Genomic DNA, 16941 nt, shown 5'->3' with positions numbered 1-16941 from the left:
GTTCCCCTCTTCCACCTCCTCCCTCTTCCGTCTCCCGAAGGACTTCCTCATGACCATCCGCGTGATGCTCGTAGACGATCAGGTGCTGCTGCGTACCGGTTTCCGGATGGTGCTGGCCGCGCAGCCGGACATGGAGGTCGTCGCCGAGGCGGGCGACGGGGTGCAGGCACTGGAGGTGCTGCGCTCCACCAAGGTCGATGTGATTCTGATGGACGTCCGTATGCCGCATCTGGACGGGGTGGAGGCCACCCGCCGGATCTGTGAGGGCGGGCAGAAGGAGGACGCGCCGAAGGTGCTGATCCTGACCACCTTCGACCTGGACGAGTACGCGTTCTCGGCGCTCAAGGCGGGCGCCAGCGGCTTCATGCTCAAGGACGTGCCGCCGAGCGAACTGCTGGCCGCCATCCGCGCCGTACAGAGCGGTGACGCGGTCGTCGCGCCGTCCACCACCCGGCGCCTGCTGGACCGCTTCACGCCGATGCTGCCGGCCACCGCGGGCGAGCCGGTACGGCCGGAGATCGGGCGGCTCACCGAGCGCGAGCGGGAGGTGCTGCTGCTGGTCGCGCAGGGGCTGTCCAACGGGGAGATCGCGGCGCAGCTCGTACTGTCCGAAGCCACGGTCAAAACCCATGTCGGCCGGATCCTCACCAAGCTGGGGCTGCGCGACCGGGTCCAGGCGGTCGTCCTCGCGTACGAGACGGGACTCGTACGGGCCGGGGGCGCGGCGCACTAGGACCGCCCTCTCCAGGCGGCCGGGCGGGCGGCCACATGCCGGTGGCCGTCAGCGCAGCACGCTCTCCAGGAAGTCACTGCCCAGGCGCGCCACCACCTGGAGGTTCAGTTGGTGCAGCACGTACCGTCCGCGGCGCCGCGTCTGTATCAGCCCGGCCTTCTTGAGGATCGCCAGATGGCGGGAGACCTCGGGCGCGGTGATGCCGTGCTCGATCGCCAACTCTCCGGTGGTGTAGGCCGTACGGGCCAGGTTGCGGCATATCCGGATGCGCATCGGGTGCGACAGCGCGTTCAGCCGGTCCTCCAGCAGCGTCACGGACGCGGGGTTGGACAGCTCGGGCGCTCCGACGGGGTAGTGGATCACCGGGCGCCAGCCACGGTCGTACAACACCATCAGATGTGGCCAGCCGTAGGACGACGGCACCAGCGACAGGCCGACGCCGACGGCCGGATCGACCGCCGTGGTGCTTCCCTGGACCAGCTTGTCGACGACGATGCGTGAACGTTCCTCGTCCAGGGACACGGCGGGGGAGAGCTCGGCCAGCGCTTCGGCCAGGCCCTTGCGCCGCAGTATCTCCGTTTTGTGCCGGGCGTCCGCCGCCAGTTGGACCCTCAGCCGTTGCCAGAGGTCCGCGAAGAACGCCTCTTCACAGTCCTCGATCAGGCGGCGTATCCAGGTCCGTATGGTCGGCGGATCGGCGATCAGCCGCCGGGCGAACGCGGCCTGGCGTGGACCGCGTGCGTCGGCGCGCTCCAGTGCCAGCCGCCGGACTCCCTCGTCGACCAGTGGCGAGGGGCCGCCCTTGCCGTAGTGGCTGGCGCAGGAGAACACCAGGGCGGCGGTGACGTACGTCTCGTCGTCGAGCCGGTCGAGCATGTCCAGGTCCTCGGTGACCGTCGCGCCGGGCTGCCCGGCGACGTCCGGGAGCGCGGCGAACGGCAGGAAGATGTCGGAGAAGGTCGGCCCCCACAGGAAGTCCGCCTCGTGCAGCCGGTCGGCGAGATCCGCTTTGAGGGAGGCGGTGGTCGCGGTGGTCCAGCCGTGCAGACCGGGGTGGTGGCCGGGCTCGGTGAGCGCGTGCAGGGCGCTGACGAGTTCGGCCAGCGGAGAGGGGCTGAAAACTATGCGCTCATGCGACAGCCCCGCGACATCGATCCACACACTCATGCCCCGTCCCCCACTCCATCCCATCCGTCCCGGAAGCGCCCGTCCGTGGCACGCCCCCGCAGTCACCCGGCACACGACCAAGCCCGAGCCGGCGCGACCTGTGCCGTGCCGAGCCGGCGCGACCTGTGCCGGGCCGGGCCGACGCGACCTGTGCCGGGCCGGGCCGGGTTGGCCCGGGCCGGGCCGACGCGGTTCGGGCCGTGCGGCCGTACTCATCTTCCATGGTCCGTGACCTGCGAAGACATCGTTTGACGGGTCTCGTCAAACGATGCGCCGGGTGCCGACGAGCCGTCCCAAGCTGATGGACATGGACGCAACCCAGCAGCACATGCTCGACACCTACCGCACCGCTCGCAGAGGCGAGAGTGCACCGCCCGCGCCCGGTACCGGCGAGGCCCGGGCCATCCGCGAGTTCCGTACGTGGCGCCGGTTCCAGGCCGTCGTCACCGCCCCCGCGGACCGCCCCTCGGCCCGCGCCCTGCGCGCCGTACGCACCGTTCTCACCCGCTCGGCCAATCAGGCCCAGCCCTCTGTCCCCACTCGCTGAACCCACCACCTCCGCCTCCTGGGGCCCCTCCCCTCCCCCCACCCCCTCCCCTCCACGCCTCCGTTGTCGCCCATGCCTCCGTGTCGGCGACTTGGCTCGCGACCGGTCCGCTTCGCTCTCCACGCCTCCGTTGTCGCACGTGCCTCCGTGTCGGCGACTTGGCTCGCGCGTCCGGTCCGCTTCGCTTTCAGCGCGTCAGCGGCTTCACCTCGCCCAGGAAGTCCGAGAGCGCCGAACGGACGTCGGCGGGCGTCCAGTCGAGCGCCGGTTCGGTGACCGTGACCTCCGTCATCGCCAGGCCCGGCGGACCCGGCTCCGTCCATCTGCGGAAGAGGGCCGTCCGGGTCTTCTCGGCCTGACGGACCCCCGCCTCGTCCAGCACCTCGGCCGGATACGGCAGCCATACCTGGAACTGATGGGTGTGCGGCACCTCCGGATGCACCTGGAACCAGGGAGTGCCGGCCTCGGCCAGTGCCTCCCGCAGCGCCCCCGCCACGACCGCGGCGTGCGCGACGTACTCCGGCAGCCGCGGCAGCACCTGGTCAAGCCCTATGAGCGCCGACAGTGCCGTCGGCCACTGCTGGAAGAGCTGCCCGCCGTAACGGTGCCGCCAGGCCCGCGTCTCGGCCACGAAGTCCTCCGACCCCGCCAGCGCGGCTCCGGATACGGCGCCCAGGGCCTTGTAGTAGGAGACGTACACGCTGTCCGCGAGCGCGGCGGTCTCTTCGAGCGTGCGGCCGAAGTGCGTGACCGACTCCCACAGGCGCGCGCCGTCGAAGTGGACCACCGCGTCGCGCTCCCGGGCCGCTGTGACGGTGGCCGTCAGCTCCTCCCAGCGCGGGAGTACGAATCCGGCGTCCCGCAGCGGCAGTTCCAGCGTCAGCGTGCCGAAGGGCTCCGGCAGGTCGTGTATCTCCTCGGCCGTCGGCATCCGCGGTTCGCTCGTCGGATGCACCATGCGCAGTCCGCTGAGCACGGCGTACGCGTCGCCCTCGTGCACTTCCAAGTGCGAGAGCGGGTGACCGGCGACCGTCGCGTCACCCGTACGGCCGGCCCAGCAGCGCAGGGCGACCTGCTGCGCCATCGTCCCGGTGGGGAAGAATGCGGCGGCTTCCGTGCCGAGCAGCTCGGCGGTGCGCCGCTCCAGCGCGCCGACGACGCTCTGCTCATTGCCGTAGATGTCGGCCCAGTCGTCGAGGTCGTACACATCGGGAGCGCCGGCCGCCAGGGCGTTCAGCCGGTCGCGGAGGGTGTAGCCGCCCAGGGGCACCGAGAGGGTCCGGCCGGCGCCCCGCCAGGCCGCGAGCAGCCGCGCCCGCTCATCGGTCCGCTCGGCTCCCTCGTCGCCCGATCCGGTCCCTTCGTCACTCGGGCCGTTCTGCTCGTGCGGACCGCTTCCCGCGCCCGGGTCATTTGCCGCGCCCGGATCATTTGCCGTGCCCGGGCTGCTTCCCGCGCCCGGGCCGTTCCGCTCACCGCGTTCGCTCGCGCCCATGTCCCCGTTCCTTCCCCGTACGCCGCGCACCCGCCCGGCGCTCACCGCTCGGCCCGCCCGCGTGATCCGCCCGGCGGCTGCCTTGCATCGATCATGACTCATCGCGACTCCCGCCCGCGAGGCCTGTGGATAACTTTCGGTTGGGTGGGGCGTACGGTTCGTGACCGCCGTCGGAGATCGCCCTCGTCCCCTCCCGCAGGACTCCGGGGCCGGTCCGAAACACTCGCGTAGCATGGCGAACGAATCGTCCGGTACCCCCCGCGGACTGGAACGGAAGGCCACCGCCGCGTGAACGCAACCCCACCCATCGAGGCCCAGGACCGCCCCGCACGACTGACTGTCGGGGTCGTCGGCGCGGGTCGCGTGGGCCCCGCCCTCGCCGCGTCCCTCAAGCTCGCCGGACACCGGCCGGTCGCCGTGTCCGGGGTCTCCGACGCCTCCGTACGGCGCGCTGCCGCGCTGCTGCCCGACGTGCCGATCGTGCCTCCGGCCGAGGTGCTGGCGCGCGCCGAACTGGTGCTGCTGACGGTGCCCGACGACGCCCTGCCCGGCCTGGTGAGAGGGCTCGCGGAGACCGGCGCCGTGCGGCCCGGGCAGCTTCTCGTTCACACGTCCGGACGATTCGGCGCGGCTGTCCTTGACCCGGCCACCCGCGCCGGTGCCCTGCCGCTCGCCCTGCATCCCGCGATGACCTTCACCGGCACCGCCGTGGACGTCCAGCGGCTCGCCGGCTGCTCCTTCGGCGTCACCGCGCCCGAGCAACTGCGCATGGCGGCCGAGGCGCTGGTGATCGAGATGGGCGGGGAACCCGAGTGGATCGAGGAGGACGCCCGCCCGCTCTACCACGCAGCTCTCGCCCTGGGCGCGAACCACCTGGTCACACTGGTCGCCCAGTCGATGGAACTGCTGCGCGACGCCGGAGTGGGGTCCCCCGACCGGATGCTCGGACCGCTCCTGGGTGCCGCGCTGGACAACGCACTGCGCTCCGGGGACAGCGCGCTGACGGGGCCGGTCGCGCGCGGTGACGCGGGCACGGTCGCCGCGCACGTCGCGGAGCTGCGCAAACACGCGCCGCAGTCCGTCGAGGGCTACCTGGCCATGGCGCGTACGACGGCGGACCGGGCGCTGGCCCACGGGCTGCTGAAGCCGGAGCTGGCCGAGGATCTGCTCGACGTCCTCGCGAATGTGCCGGGGAGCGGGATGACCGGGCCCGGCACGGCCGGCGGTCCGGTCGGCGGTTCGGCCGAGAGTTCGTCCCGCACCCGGAAGGGTGAAAGTGATTTCGGTCGGCCGGATGCTTCCGGCGCTTCCGAAACTCCCACCACCCCCGAAACTCCCGACACCCCGAGGGCCCCTCCAACCCCGATGCCCCCGACTCCCCAGAGGGGAACGACCGATGAACGCCCTGCGCACACACCTGGTGCACACGGCCGCCGAACTGCGCGCCCTTCCCCGCCGTACGGGCCCGCGCGCCGTCGTGATGACCATGGGCGCGCTGCACGAAGGCCACGCCACGCTGGTGCGGGCCGCCCGCGAGCGGGTCGGCGCCGAAGGACAGGTCGTCGTGACGGTCTTCGTCAACCCCCTGCAGTTCGGGGCCGGCGAGGACCTCGACCGCTACCCCCGTACCTTGGCTGCCGATGTTGGGCTGGCCGAGAAGGCGGGCGCGGACGCCGTCTTCGCCCCCTCGGTGGAGGAGGTCTACCCGGGCGGTCAGCCGCAGGTCCGTATCACCGCGGGGCCTATGGGGGACCTGCTGGAAGGCGCCAGCCGGCCCGGTCACTTCGACGGTGTGCTGACGGTCGTCGGCAAGCTCCTGCACCTCTCGCGGCCCGATGTCGCCTTCTTCGGGCAGAAGGACGCACAGCAGCTCGCCGTCATCACGCGCATGGTGGCCGACCTCAATTTCGACGTGGAGATCGTCGGGGTGCCCACCGTCCGTGAGGACGACGGGCTGGCGCTCTCCAGCCGTAACCGCTACCTGTCCGCAGCGGAGCGCCGTACCGCCCTGGCGCTGTCCCGGGCGCTGTTCGCGGCGCGTGACCGGCTCGCGGCCGAGGAGGCGCTGCGCGAGCGCGCCGCCTCCACCGCCCTGCCGGCGCAGGACCGTTCATCCGCGCTCGCGGCGCTGGGAGAGGAGCGGGCGGCGGCCGACGCGCACGCCGTGGCGCACGCCGCCGTCAGCCCGCCGCACGGGCCCAGTGTGGCGCGCGTCGCCGCCCGTACGGTCCTGGAGGACGCCGCCCGTCTGACGCCGCCGCTGGAACTGGACTACCTCGCGCTGGTCGACCCGACGGACTTCAGGGAAATACCGGACTCCTACGAGGGTGAGGCCGTCCTCGCCGTCGCCGCCAAGGTCGGCGGTACCCGTCTGATCGACAACGTCCGCCTCACCTTCGGAACCTTCGGAGCGTCCCGATGACCGGAACCACCTCCACCACCTCCACCACCGGAACCACCTCCACCACCGGGACCACCCCCACCACCGGCATACGCCTCCAGGCCCCCGCCCCCGGATGGGCCATCGAAGCCGATGTCGTCGTCGTGGGCTCCGGAGTGGCCGGCCTGACCGCCGCCCTGCGCTGCGCCGCGGCCGGCCGCCGGACCGTCGTGGTCACCAAGGCCCGGCTGGACGACGGCTCCACGCGCTGGGCGCAGGGCGGCATCGCGGCTGCCCTGGGAGAGGGCGACACCCCCGAACAGCACCTGGCCGACACTCTGGTCGCCGGAGCCGGCCTGTGCGACGAGAACGCCGTACGGACCCTGGTCACCGAAGGACCCGACGCCGTACGCCGCCTCATCGAGACCGGCGCGCGGTTCGACACCTCACCCGGGACCGGCGAGATCGCCCTCACCCGTGAGGGCGGCCACCACCGCCGCCGCATAGCGCACGCGGGCGGTGACGCGACCGGCGCGGAGATCTCCCGTGCGCTCGTGGCCGCGGTCCGCTCCCAAGGGCTGCGGACGATCGAGAACGCCCTGGTCCTGGACCTGCTCATGGACGCCGAGGGCCGTACGGCGGGGGTGACCCTGCACGTCATGGGGGAGGGGCAGCACGACGGTGTCGGCGCCGTACACGTCCCCGCCGTCGTTCTGGCCACCGGCGGCATGGGACAGGTCTTCTCCGCGACCACCAACCCCCCCGTCTCCACCGGGGACGGGGTGGCTCTGGCGCTGCGGGCCGGAGCCGAGGTCTCCGACCTGGAGTTCGTCCAGTTCCACCCGACGGTCCTGTACCTGGGGCCGGACGCCGAAGGACAGCAGCCGCTGATCTCGGAGGCGGTACGCGGCGAGGGCGCCCATCTGGTCGACGCCTCCGGGACCCGCTTCATGGTGGGGCAGCACGAACTCGCCGAGCTGGCCCCGCGGGACATCGTCGCCAAGGCGATCTTGCGACGCGCCTCCGAGCTGGGCGTCGAGCACATGTACCTGGACGGCCGGCACTTCGGCGCGGAGATGTGGAGCAGCCGCTTCCCCACGATCCTGGCCGCCTGCCGCGCGCACGGCATCGACCCGGTCACCGAGCCGATCCCGGTCGCCCCGGCCGCCCACTACGCCTCCGGCGGCGTACGGACGGACCTGCGCGGGCGGACGACCGTACCCGGTCTGTACGCCTGCGGCGAGGTCGCCTGCACCGGCGTGCACGGGGCCAACAGGCTCGCCTCCAACTCCCTCCTGGAGGGCCTGGTGTTCGCCGAGCGCATCGCGGCGGACATCGTGGCGGAAACGGCGGGCATCGTGGCGGAAACGGGGAGCGGCACCCGTATGGAAGCCGGGGCGGGCGGCGACGGGCGGCACGGTGACGCGCGGCCCACCGCCGAGTCCGCCCCCGCCCTCCCGCTGCTCGCCCCCGAGACGCGGCTCACGATCCAGCGCATCATGACTGCCGGCGCCGGCGTGCTGCGCAGCGCGGACAGCCTGGCCCGGGCCGCCGCCGAACTCGACCGGCTCCGCGACCAGGCGGCCGACGCCCTCACGGGCGAACACGGCAAGCAGCCCGAACCCGGCGTCGAGGCGTGGGAGGCCACCAACCTCCTGTGTGTGGCCCGGGTGCTGGTCGCCGCCGCCCTCCGCCGTGAGGAGACCCGTGGCTGCCACTGGCGCGAGGACCGCCCGGAGCGTGACGACACCAACTGGCGCCGCCACTTCCGTATCACCATGGACGCGCCGGGCTCCGACGGGCCGTCGGCCGTACCCGCTTCCCCGAGCACCGACACGGACACCGACTACAGCCCCACCCGCCCCACCAGTCCCGCCCGCACCTCGATCACCCCGACCACCCTGACCGTCCGTACGACGGCCACCGCCACCTTCCCCGAGACGGAGCCGAACCCGTGAACACCCCCGGCACGCCCGAAACCCCCGGCACCCCCGATGACCTGCCCCTCCTCCAGATCGGCGGCCTCTCCACCGGTGGCACCGGCGGCACCGGCGGCGGCTGTGGCGACGCCTGCGGCTGCGGCGGACCGGACGGCGCCGACGGCGAGGCGTACGAACTCGACCCGCTGGCCTGCGGACTGGACCCCGACCTCGCAGCCCTCCTGGTCGCCGCCGGCCTGGACCCCGTACAGGTCGAGGACATCGCCCACATGGCGGTCGAGGAGGACCTCGACCAGGGCGTGGACGTCACCACCGTCGCCACCGTGCCCGAAGACGCCGTGGCCACCGGTGACTTCACCGCGCGCGAGGCGGGCACCGTGGCGGGCCTGCGGGTCGCCGAGGCGGTGCTGTCCATCGTGTGCACCGACGAGTTCGAGGTCGAGCGGCACGTCGAGGACGGCGACCGGGTCGAGCCGGGCCAGAAGCTGCTCAGCGTCACCACCCGCACCCGCGACCTGCTCACCGGCGAGCGCAGCGCCCTGAACATCCTGTGCCGCCTCTCCGGCATCGCGACCGCCACCCGGGCCTGGGCGGACGAGCTGGAAGGCACCAAGGCCAAGGTCCGCGACACCCGTAAGACGACGCCCGGCCTGCGCGCGCTGGAGAAGTTCGCGGTGCGCTGCGGCGGCGGCGTCAACCACCGGATGTCCCTGTCGGACGCCGCGCTCATCAAGGACAACCACGTCGTGGCGGCGGGTGGCATCGCCGAGGCGTTCCGGGCCGTACGGGAGGAGTTCCCGGGCGTGCCGATCGAGGTGGAGGTCGACCGCCTGGACCAGATCCCCCCGATCCTCGACGAGGGCGCCGATCTGATCCTGCTGGACAACTTCACTCCCGAGGAGACGAAGGAAGCCGTCGAACTGGTCGCGGGGCGTGCCATTCTGGAGTCCTCCGGGCGGCTCACCCTGCGGACGGCCCGTACGTACGCCGAGACCGGCGTCGACTTCCTGGCCGTGGGCGCGCTGACCCACTCCTCCCCGATCCTCGACATCGGCCTGGACCTCCGTGAGGAGGACGCCTGATGCTTCTCACCATCGATGTCGGCAACACCCACACCGTTCTCGGCCTGTTCGACGGCGAGGACATCGTCGAGCACTGGCGGATCTCCACCGACGCCCGGCGCACCGCCGACGAACTCGCCGTGCTGCTCCAGGGCCTGATGGGCATGCACCCGCTCCTGGGCGACGAACTGGGCGACGGCATCGGTGGCATCTCCATCTGCTCCACCGTCCCCTCCGTCCTCCACGAGCTGCGCGAGGTCACCCGCCGCTACTACGGGGACGTGCCGGCGATCCTCGTGGAACCGGGCGTCAAGACGGGTGTGCCGATCTTGATGGACAACCCGAAGGAGGTCGGCGCCGACCGGATCATCAACGCGCTGGCGGCGGTCGAGCTGTACGGCGGGCCGGCCGTGGTCGTCGACTTCGGTACGGCCACGACCTTCGACGCGGTCAGCGAGCGCGGGGAGTACGTCGGCGGGGTGATCGCCCCGGGTATCGAGATCTCCGTCGACGCCCTGGGTGTCAAGGGCGCCCAGCTCCGCAAGATCGAACTGGCCCGGCCGCGCAGCGTCATCGGCAAGAACACGGTCGAGGCGATGCAGTCCGGCATCCTGTACGGCTTCGCGGGCCAGGTCGACGGCGTGGTCGGGCGGATGGCCCGCGAACTGGCCGCCGACCCGGACGACGTGACGGTCATCGCGACCGGCGGTCTGGCGCCGATGGTCCTCGGGGAGTCCTCGGTCATCGACGAGCACGAGCCCTGGCTGACGCTGATCGGGCTGCGGCTCGTCTATGAGCGCAACGTGTCCCGTCCGTAGGTGAGTGGCTGGGCGCGGGTGGCGGTGCGGGCTCGGTGACGCGCGCCGTACGTGCTGTGACGCGCGCCGTACGTGCTGTGACGCGCGCCGTACGTCATGCAGGCGTACGGACGTACGGACGAACAGGCGTACGAGACTGGCGCCCCACGCGCTCCCGCCCCGCCGCACCCGAAAATGCGGATATCGGCCAATTTTGTCCGCTTAGCACTTAAAGTCGGCCCATGCCCACGCCATACGGTTCCCGAGGTGGCATGGCGTTCAGCGCCGATGAGCTGCGTGTGCTCCGTCGCGCTCTCGCCATCGCCCTCCAGCCGACGCACGATCCAGCCGCCCGCGGCCCGCTCGGCCCCGACCGGTCGGAGGAAGTCCGAGACTGCCTCCGGCTGGCCGAGGACGTGGACGAGGCGGTCCGGGAGGGCGGCCGGCAGCGCGCCTTCCTGCTCGCCGACCTCGCCCGCTACCGCGCGGCGCTCCCCGGCTCCGCCGGCGGCTATCTCGACCGGCTCCAGGAAGCCCTGGCCACGGGCTATGTCCCGGGCCACGGCGACCTCGCGGCCCTGCGCTCGCTGTGCGCGCGCCGTGCCGGACCGGAGGAGGCCGGGCGGCGCGCGGCCGTGCTGCACCGCTGTGAGCACCTGGCCGAGCGGTCCGTACGGGCCCGGCTGCGCGCGCTGCCCGGTGGCCGGGCCGCCGACGGGCCCGCGCCGTCCCCGCCGGCCGGGCCCGATCCGCGGCCCCGGCCGGCCGGGCCGCGCCCCGACCGGCCCATTCCCACTCCCGGCGAGGTCTTCCCGCCGCGCCGCAAGCCGGCCCCACCGCCCAAAAGCTCCCTGAAAGGGCGCTTCCAGGTGCCCCCCGAGGCCCGCTCGGCATGAGTGCTGCGTACTCTGGAAGCCTCACTCGCGAAGGAGGCCGCAGGCCGTGGATTACATCGCAGCGCTGATTCCGCCCGTGGTGATGGCCGTGGCGTTCACCGCGCTGATCGTGACGATGGTGAAGAGCCAGGGTGGCGAGAACAAGGCGAAGGAAGACGCCGCGGTGGACGCCGCTCTCGCCCGCGCGGAAGCCGCCCGCCAGGAGCCCAAGGCACACGGCGCCTGACGGATGCGCCGGACGTACGCGCCCAAGGTGTCGTACGTACGTGCCCAAGGTGCGCGCGGGAGGCGTCCCGTGCCCCGGGCGCACCGGATGCGCAGGGTCCGCCCGCCGGACCTGGTGAACACCCGCCCGACCAACTGAACACATCGAACGCGACGTGCGGCCCGAGATTCCTCATTTCGGGTCGTACTTCCTTTTTCCCGGGTAAATCAACCGGTAAAAACCGGCAATCGCGACATCTCCCACCTATTGTGCTGGTGTGCCGAGACGCTTGGGTGATCTGGAAGACGCGGTCATGACGCGGGTCTGGGAGTGGAACCGCCCGGTGACCGTTCGAGAAGTCCTGGAAGATCTGCAGAAGGAACGGTCGATCGCCTACACCACGGTCATGACCGTATTGGACAACCTCCATCAGAAGGGCTGGGTCCGACGGGAAGCAGAAGGCCGCGCCTATAGATATGAGGCGGTCTCCACTCGTGCCGCCTACTCGGCCGCACTGATGAACGAAGCCTGGTCCGCCAGTGACAACCCCGCGGCGGCTCTGGTGGCCTTCTTCGGCATGATGTCGCCGGAACAGAGGTATGCCCTACGGGATGCCGTACGCATGGTGCAAGGAGACGAACCGGCCGCCGGCGAACCGTCCCCTTCCGGGGCAGACGCGGAAGGGACCGGGGACGATGGGGAAGGGACCGGGGAAGACCCGGAAGAGACCGGGGAAGTAGCCGGGGAAGAGACCGCAGAAGAGACCGCGGAAGAGACCGCAGAAGCCGCGGAACCGCCCGCCCGAGCCGCACAGCCCCCGGCGGAACCGGCGCGGCCGGCACAACGCGCCCGGCCGCGGACGCCGGAAGTACCCGGGAGCGGACCGGCCGCCTCGGGGCGATAACGTCCCCGCATGCCGCCGCTGACAAATGGCCTCACCATCCGCCGCGCCAGGACCAGCGATGTGCCGGCCGTACGCCGGCTCATCGACTCCTACTCCCGGGACGGGATCCTGCTCGGCAAAGCCACGGTCACGCTTTACGAGGACATCCAGGAGTTCTGGGTGGCCGAACGCGACCAGGACGCGGAGGTCGTCGGCTGCGGCGCTCTGCACGTCATGTGGGAAGACCTGGCGGAGGTGCGTACGCTGGCCGTGGACCCGGCTCTGAAGGGCGCGGGCGTGGGACACCTGCTCCTGGACAAGCTGCTGCGCACGGCGGGCTGGCTCGGAGTGCGACGTATTTTCTGCCTCACCTTCGAAGTCGACTTCTTCGCCAAGCACGGCTTCGTGGAGATCGGTGAGACGCCTGTCGACGGTGATGTGTACAGCGAGCTGCTGCGTTCCTATGACGAGGGTGTTGCGGAGTTCCTCGGTCTCGAACGAGTGAAGCCCAACACCCTGGGCAACAGTCGCATGCTTCTGCACCTGTGATCAGCGTTCTATGTCCGAATCGCGCCCCTATCCGATAGGTGCGGAACCGAGGGTTCCCCTACAGTCGGGCAACTCAAGCCTACCCAGGGGTTTGTGTTTTTCCCGGAAAAGCGGTTTGCTTTCCGTCGTAATCCGCATTCGATGAAAGGGAAACCGGTGGCACAGAAGGTTCAGGTTCTTCTTGTCGACGACCTCAACGGCGGCGAGGCCGACGAGACCGTGACGTTCGCTCTCGACGGCAAGTCCTACGAGATCGACCTCACCACCGCCAACGCCCAGAAGCTCCGCGAGTCGCTCGCGGAGTTCGTGAAGGCGGGCCGCCGGACCGGACGCGCGGCCGGTGGCCGCGGCAAGGCCCGGGTGGCTTCCTCCGGCGGCAAGCAGGACACCGCGGAGGTCCGTAAGTGGGCGAAGGAGAACGGCTACAACGTCAACGACCGCGGCCGTGTCCCCGCCGACATCCGTGAGGCGTACGAGAAGGCCAACGGCTGATCGCCGTATCCGCGATCCGCTTGAGTCCGAGCATTACGAGAACGCGTCAACCGGGCACGGTGGCATTCCGTCGCCGCCGCGCTCACGAGTCGTACGAGATCGGGGGCACGCCCCTTACGTTTCGTAGGGGGAGTCCCGTTATCGCCCCCGAATCCTGCCCCCACCCCCGTGACGGGCAGGGTCGTCTCCACCTCGCGCCCCGGCTCGGGAGGCCGCACCCACCCCGCGGCCTCCCGCGCGCCGAATCCGCGGGGTGAGGGGGCGGGCATCCGGTCCCCGGCGCCGCGCGCCGTGAGATCCGGGACCAGCGGACCCCACTCCAGCCACTCCAGGAGCCCGGGCAGCTCCTCGGCGCTGCCCGCGGCGATCAGCGCCAGCATCGTCGGACGGCCGTTCCACGGGCCCTTGACCAGGGCGACCGGGCCGGTCTCCGGTACCCGGCGCAGGACCGCGTACCCGGCGTCGGCGGGCATCTCCAGCGCGTCGAAACGCACGCCGGTCAGCAGCTCCACGGGGTCGCTTCCGGCGGTCGCCCAGCCCAGCTCGTCCTCGTACCACCGCCGGACGGTGGCGAGGGGGCCGCAGGGGCGCGGGGGCGCGACGGACATGTCCGGTGCAACTGCCGAAGTCACCAGAAGTTACGCTGTGTTGGTGTCCGGATACGCACCGTGCCCGCTGGTAGCGCGCAACGGTGCATTCGGCGGCGCGAGGTTGTTCGCCCGTAGCGGATGGAACCGGCCCGCGCCGCATGGAGTGTCAGCGGCAACGGGTAAGACATCCCTAGTGGGAAGGGACGATGCGCGTGTCGGTTGGTGCGGCGTTCGCCACGGGCGTACTGGCGGAGGGCGTATATGCCTGGCCTGCGGGAACATCGTCTCGCACCATCGGGTTGGAGCAGATGTCGGCTGTTCGGCAGCAGATTTCCCCGCCGCCGCGGGTGTGATCCGGACGGATGTCGGCAGTTGGAATGAGCTGTCCCGTCCCACGGGACTAGCATGCGGAAGGACAGGGAGGGGACCGACCCCTAACTGCCTGACCGCTCTGAGGAGCGATTAACGATGTTCGAGAGGTTCACCGACCGCGCGCGGCGGGTTGTCGTCCTGGCTCAGGAAGAAGCCCGGATGCTCAACCACAACTACATCGGCACCGAGCACATCCTCCTGGGCCTGATCCACGAGGGTGAGGGTGTCGCCGCTAAGGCCCTGGAGAGCCTCGGGATTTCGCTCGAGGCGGTCCGCCAGCAGGTGGAGGAGATCATCGGCCAGGGGCAGCAGGCCCCGTCCGGCCACATCCCCTTCACCCCCCGTGCCAAGAAGGTGCTGGAGCTGTCGCTCCGCGAGGCCCTTCAGCTCGGCCACAACTACATCGGTACGGAGCACATCCTGCTCGGCCTGATCCGCGAGGGCGAGGGCGTCGCAGCTCAGGTCCTGGTGAAGCTGGGCGCCGATCTCAACCGGGTGCGCCAGCAGGTCATCCAGTTGCTCTCCGGCTACCAGGGCAAGGAGGCCGCCACCGCCGGCGGCCCGGCCGAGGGCACCCCCTCGACCTCCCTGGTCCTGGACCAGTTCGGCCGCAACCTCACCCAGGCGGCCCGCGAGACCAAGCTCGACCCGGTCATCGGGCGCGAGAAGGAGATCGAGCGGGTCATGCAGGTGCTGTCCCGCCGTACCAAGAACAACCCGGTGCTCATCGGCGAGCCCGGCGTCGGCAAGACGGCGGTCGTCGAGGGCCTGGCGCAGGCCATCGTCAAGGGCGAGGTGCCCGAGACCCTCAAGGACAAGCACCTCTACACCCTCGACCTCGGTGCGCTGGTCGCCGGCTCCCGTTACCGCGGTGACTTCGAGGAGCGCCTGAAGAAGGTCCTCAAGGAGATCCGCACCCGCGGCGACATCATCCTGTTCATCGACGAGCTGCACACCCTGGTGGGTGCGGGCGCCGCCGAGGGCGCGATCGACGCCGCCTCGATCCTCAAGCCGATGCTGGCCCGCGGTGAGCTCCAGACCATCGGTGCCACGACGCTGGACGAGTACCGCAAGCACCTGGAGAAGGACGCGGCCCTGGAGCGCCGCTTCCAGCCCATCCAGGTCGCGGAGCCCTCGCTGCCGCACACCATCGAGATCCTCAAGGGTCTGCGGGACCGCTACGAGGCCCACCACCGCGTCTCCATCACCGACGAGGCGCTGGTCCAGGCCGCCCAGCTCGCCGACCGCTACATCTCCGACCGCTTCCTGCCGGACAAGGCGATCGACCTGATCGACGAGGCCGGCTCCCGGATGCGCATCCGCCGGATGACCGCGCCGCCGGACCTCCGCGAGTTCGACGAGAAGATCGCCGACGTGCGCCGGGAGAAGGAGTCCGCGATCGACTCGCAGGACTTCGAGATGGCCGCGGGCCTGCGCGACAAGGAGAAGCAGCTCCTGGCCGCCAAGGCCAAGCGGGAGAAGGAGTGGAAGGCCGGCGACATGGACGTCGTCGCCGAGGTCGACGGCGAGCTGATCGCCGAGGTGCTGGCCACGGCCACGGGCATCCCGGTCTTCAAGCTCACCGAGGAGGAGTCCTCGCGCCTGCTCCGCATGGAGGACGAGCTGCACAAGCGCGTCATCGGGCAGAAGGACGCCATCAAGGCCCTCTCGCAGGCCATCCGCCGTACGCGGGCCGGCCTGAAGGACCCCAAGCGTCCTGGTGGCTCGTTCATCTTCGCCGGCCCGTCCGGTGTGGGTAAGACCGAGCTGTCCAAGACGCTCGCCGAATTCCTCTTCGGTGACGAGGACGCGCTGATCTCCCTGGACATGTCGGAGTTCAGCGAGAAGCACACGGTTTCCCGGCTCTTCGGTTCTCCCCCCGGTTACGTGGGTTACGAAGAGGGCGGCCAGCTCACCGAGAAGGTGCGCCGCAAGCCGTTCTCCGTCGTCCTCTTCGACGAGGTCGAGAAGGCCCACCCCGATATCTTCAACTCCCTTCTGCAGATCCTGGAGGACGGTCGGCTGACCGACTCCCAGGGCCGCGTCGTGGACTTCAAGAACACGGTCATCATCATGACGACCAACCTGGGGACCCGGGACATCTCCAAGGGCTTCAACCTGGGCTTCGCCGCCCAGGGAGATGTCAAGACCGGTTACGAGCGAATGAAGAACAAGGTCAACGAAGAGCTCAAGCAGCACTTCCGGCCGGAATTCCTCAACCGTGTCGATGACACCGTGGTCTTCCACCAACTGACCGAGGAAGACATCATCCAGATCGTCGACCTCATGATCAACAAGGTGGACGAGCGGCTCAAGGACCGCGACATGGGCATCGAGCTCAGCGGCGAGGCCAAGTCGCTGCTCGCCAAGCGCGGCTACGACCCGGTGCTGGGCGCCCGCCCGCTGCGCCGGACGATCCAGCGCGAGATCGAGGACGCCCTCTCGGAGAAGATCCTCTTCAGCGAGCTGCGTCCGGGACACATCGTGGTCGTCGATGTCGAGGGCGAGGGTGAGAGCGCGAAGTTCACCTTCCGCGGCGAGGAGAAGGCGGCCCTGCCGGACGCCCCGCCGATCGAGTCCGCCGCCGGCGGCTCGGGCCCGAACCTGAGCAAGGAGGCGTAGCTCCGGCTCCGCCGCGTCACGCCACTGCCTGCCCCGGCACCGTTTCGTACGGTGCCGGGGCAGGCTGCGTTCTGCCTTCCGCGGCCGGGTGCCCTGTGCCGGACGCTCGGGACGGGCCGTGACGGGCCCCCAGAGCGCCGTTCCGCGGCTGAGGCGGACCCGGGAGCCCGGGGGCCTCTCCGCCACCGCGCGCGGGTCGCCCCCATCCGTAC

The 16941-nt window shown here is 70.9% G+C and carries 15 protein-coding genes and 1 pseudogene; 13 read left to right on the top strand and 3 right to left on the bottom strand.

From position 1 onward, the window contains the following. Positions 1-49 precede the first annotated feature (49 nt). Positions 50-733: a response regulator transcription factor gene (locus KGS77_RS14880; protein WP_242581628.1), complete on the top strand. Its 684-nt coding sequence runs from the start codon at positions 50-52 to the stop codon at positions 731-733. 48 nt (positions 734-781) lie between these two features. On the opposite strand, the gene KGS77_RS14875 is transcribed toward KGS77_RS14880, so the two are convergent. Further along, a complete protein-coding gene (locus tag KGS77_RS14875; RefSeq protein WP_242587480.1) occupies positions 782-1894 on the bottom strand; it encodes a DUF5937 family protein in 1113 nt (370 codons plus the stop codon). A 313-nt stretch (positions 1895-2207) separates the two neighbouring features. On the opposite strand from KGS77_RS14875, the gene KGS77_RS14870 reads away from it, so the two are divergent. Beyond that, positions 2208-2447 (top strand): hypothetical protein, encoded by a 240-nt coding sequence (locus tag KGS77_RS14870; RefSeq protein WP_242581626.1) that lies wholly within the window; start codon positions 2208-2210, stop codon positions 2445-2447. A gap of 187 nt (positions 2448-2634) precedes the next feature. Here the strand turns inward: KGS77_RS14870 and KGS77_RS14865 are convergent, their stop codons facing one another. After that, on the bottom strand, positions 2635-3942 hold the full coding sequence (locus KGS77_RS14865) for a beta-eliminating lyase-related protein (protein WP_242581624.1): 1308 nt from the start codon (positions 3940-3942) through the stop codon (positions 2635-2637). Between the two features lie 288 nt (positions 3943-4230). Between KGS77_RS14865 and KGS77_RS14860 the strand changes: the two are divergent. The 10 genes and pseudogenes from KGS77_RS14860 to KGS77_RS14815 all read left to right on the top strand — a co-directional run. After that, positions 4231-5127, top strand: a pseudogene (locus tag KGS77_RS14860) (DUF2520 domain-containing protein); the annotation flags it as partial. A 220-nt stretch (positions 5128-5347) separates the two neighbouring features. Next, positions 5348-6364 carry a pantoate--beta-alanine ligase gene (gene panC / locus KGS77_RS14855; protein ID WP_242587479.1) on the top strand — a complete coding sequence of 339 codons (1017 nt, stop codon included), beginning with the start codon at positions 5348-5350 and terminating at the stop codon, positions 6362-6364. Further along, complete coding sequence (locus KGS77_RS14850) at positions 6361-8280, top strand: L-aspartate oxidase (protein ID WP_242581622.1); 1920 nt, start codon at positions 6361-6363, stop codon at positions 8278-8280. Before panC ends, KGS77_RS14850 begins: the two co-directional genes overlap by 4 nt. Then, on the top strand, positions 8277-9344 hold the full coding sequence (nadC, locus tag KGS77_RS14845) for a carboxylating nicotinate-nucleotide diphosphorylase (protein WP_242581620.1): 1068 nt from the start codon (positions 8277-8279) through the stop codon (positions 9342-9344). The genes KGS77_RS14850 and nadC overlap by 4 nt, the downstream gene beginning before the upstream one ends. Beyond that, on the top strand, positions 9344-10141 hold the full coding sequence (locus KGS77_RS14840; RefSeq protein WP_242581618.1) for a type III pantothenate kinase: 798 nt from the start codon (positions 9344-9346) through the stop codon (positions 10139-10141). The genes nadC and KGS77_RS14840 overlap by 1 nt, the downstream gene beginning before the upstream one ends. Positions 10142-10362: 221 nt before the next feature. Continuing rightward, positions 10363-11016: a hypothetical protein gene (locus tag KGS77_RS14835; RefSeq protein WP_242581615.1), complete on the top strand. Its 654-nt coding sequence runs from the start codon at positions 10363-10365 to the stop codon at positions 11014-11016. Positions 11017-11062: 46 nt separating this feature from the next. Beyond that, positions 11063-11242, top strand: a complete 180-nt coding sequence (locus KGS77_RS14830) for a hypothetical protein (protein ID WP_242581613.1) — start codon at positions 11063-11065, stop codon at positions 11240-11242. Positions 11243-11498: 256 nt separating this feature from the next. Next, a complete protein-coding gene (locus KGS77_RS14825; RefSeq protein WP_277994226.1) occupies positions 11499-12125 on the top strand; it encodes a BlaI/MecI/CopY family transcriptional regulator in 627 nt (208 codons plus the stop codon). 9 nt (positions 12126-12134) lie between these two features. After that, complete coding sequence (locus tag KGS77_RS14820) at positions 12135-12653, top strand: amino-acid N-acetyltransferase (protein WP_242581611.1); 519 nt, start codon at positions 12135-12137, stop codon at positions 12651-12653. 156 nt (positions 12654-12809) lie between these two features. After that, complete coding sequence (locus KGS77_RS14815) at positions 12810-13145, top strand: Lsr2 family protein (RefSeq protein ID WP_242581609.1); 336 nt, start codon at positions 12810-12812, stop codon at positions 13143-13145. Here the strand turns inward: KGS77_RS14815 and KGS77_RS14810 are convergent. After that, positions 13076-13753, bottom strand: a complete 678-nt coding sequence (locus KGS77_RS14810; protein ID WP_242587477.1) for an SCO3374 family protein — start codon at positions 13751-13753, stop codon at positions 13076-13078. The genes KGS77_RS14815 and KGS77_RS14810 overlap by 70 nt on opposite strands. Before the next feature lie 450 nt (positions 13754-14203). Between KGS77_RS14810 and KGS77_RS14805 the strand changes: the two genes are divergently transcribed. After that, on the top strand, positions 14204-16729 hold the full coding sequence (locus KGS77_RS14805; protein WP_242581607.1) for an ATP-dependent Clp protease ATP-binding subunit: 2526 nt from the start codon (positions 14204-14206) through the stop codon (positions 16727-16729). The last annotated feature ends 212 nt before the right edge of the window (positions 16730-16941 follow it).

Source organism: Streptomyces sp. MST-110588, from assembly GCF_022695595.1.
Taxonomy (GTDB): domain Bacteria; phylum Actinomycetota; class Actinomycetes; order Streptomycetales; family Streptomycetaceae; genus Streptomyces.
The sequence above is the reverse complement of the archived record's forward strand: the minus strand, read 5'-3'. Positions and strand labels throughout refer to the sequence as shown.

Coding starts and splice junctions, on each gene's coding strand:
- KGS77_RS14880 (WP_242581628.1), top strand. CDS start 50: ATGACCATCCGCGTGATGCTCGTAGACGATCAGGTGCTGCTGCGTACC.
- KGS77_RS14870 (WP_242581626.1), top strand. CDS start 2,208: ATGGACGCAACCCAGCAGCACATGCTCGACACCTACCGCACCGCTCGC.
- KGS77_RS14865 (WP_242581624.1), bottom strand. CDS start 3,942: ATGGGCGCGAGCGAACGCGGTGAGCGGAACGGCCCGGGCGCGGGAAGC.
- KGS77_RS14850 (WP_242581622.1), top strand. CDS start 6,361: ATGACCGGAACCACCTCCACCACCTCCACCACCGGAACCACCTCCACC.
- KGS77_RS14840 (WP_242581618.1), top strand. CDS start 9,344: ATGCTTCTCACCATCGATGTCGGCAACACCCACACCGTTCTCGGCCTG.
- KGS77_RS14835 (WP_242581615.1), top strand. CDS start 10,363: ATGCCCACGCCATACGGTTCCCGAGGTGGCATGGCGTTCAGCGCCGAT.
- KGS77_RS14820 (WP_242581611.1), top strand. CDS start 12,135: ATGCCGCCGCTGACAAATGGCCTCACCATCCGCCGCGCCAGGACCAGC.
- KGS77_RS14810 (WP_242587477.1), bottom strand. CDS start 13,753: ATGTCCGTCGCGCCCCCGCGCCCCTGCGGCCCCCTCGCCACCGTCCGG.
- KGS77_RS14805 (WP_242581607.1), top strand. CDS start 14,204: ATGTTCGAGAGGTTCACCGACCGCGCGCGGCGGGTTGTCGTCCTGGCT.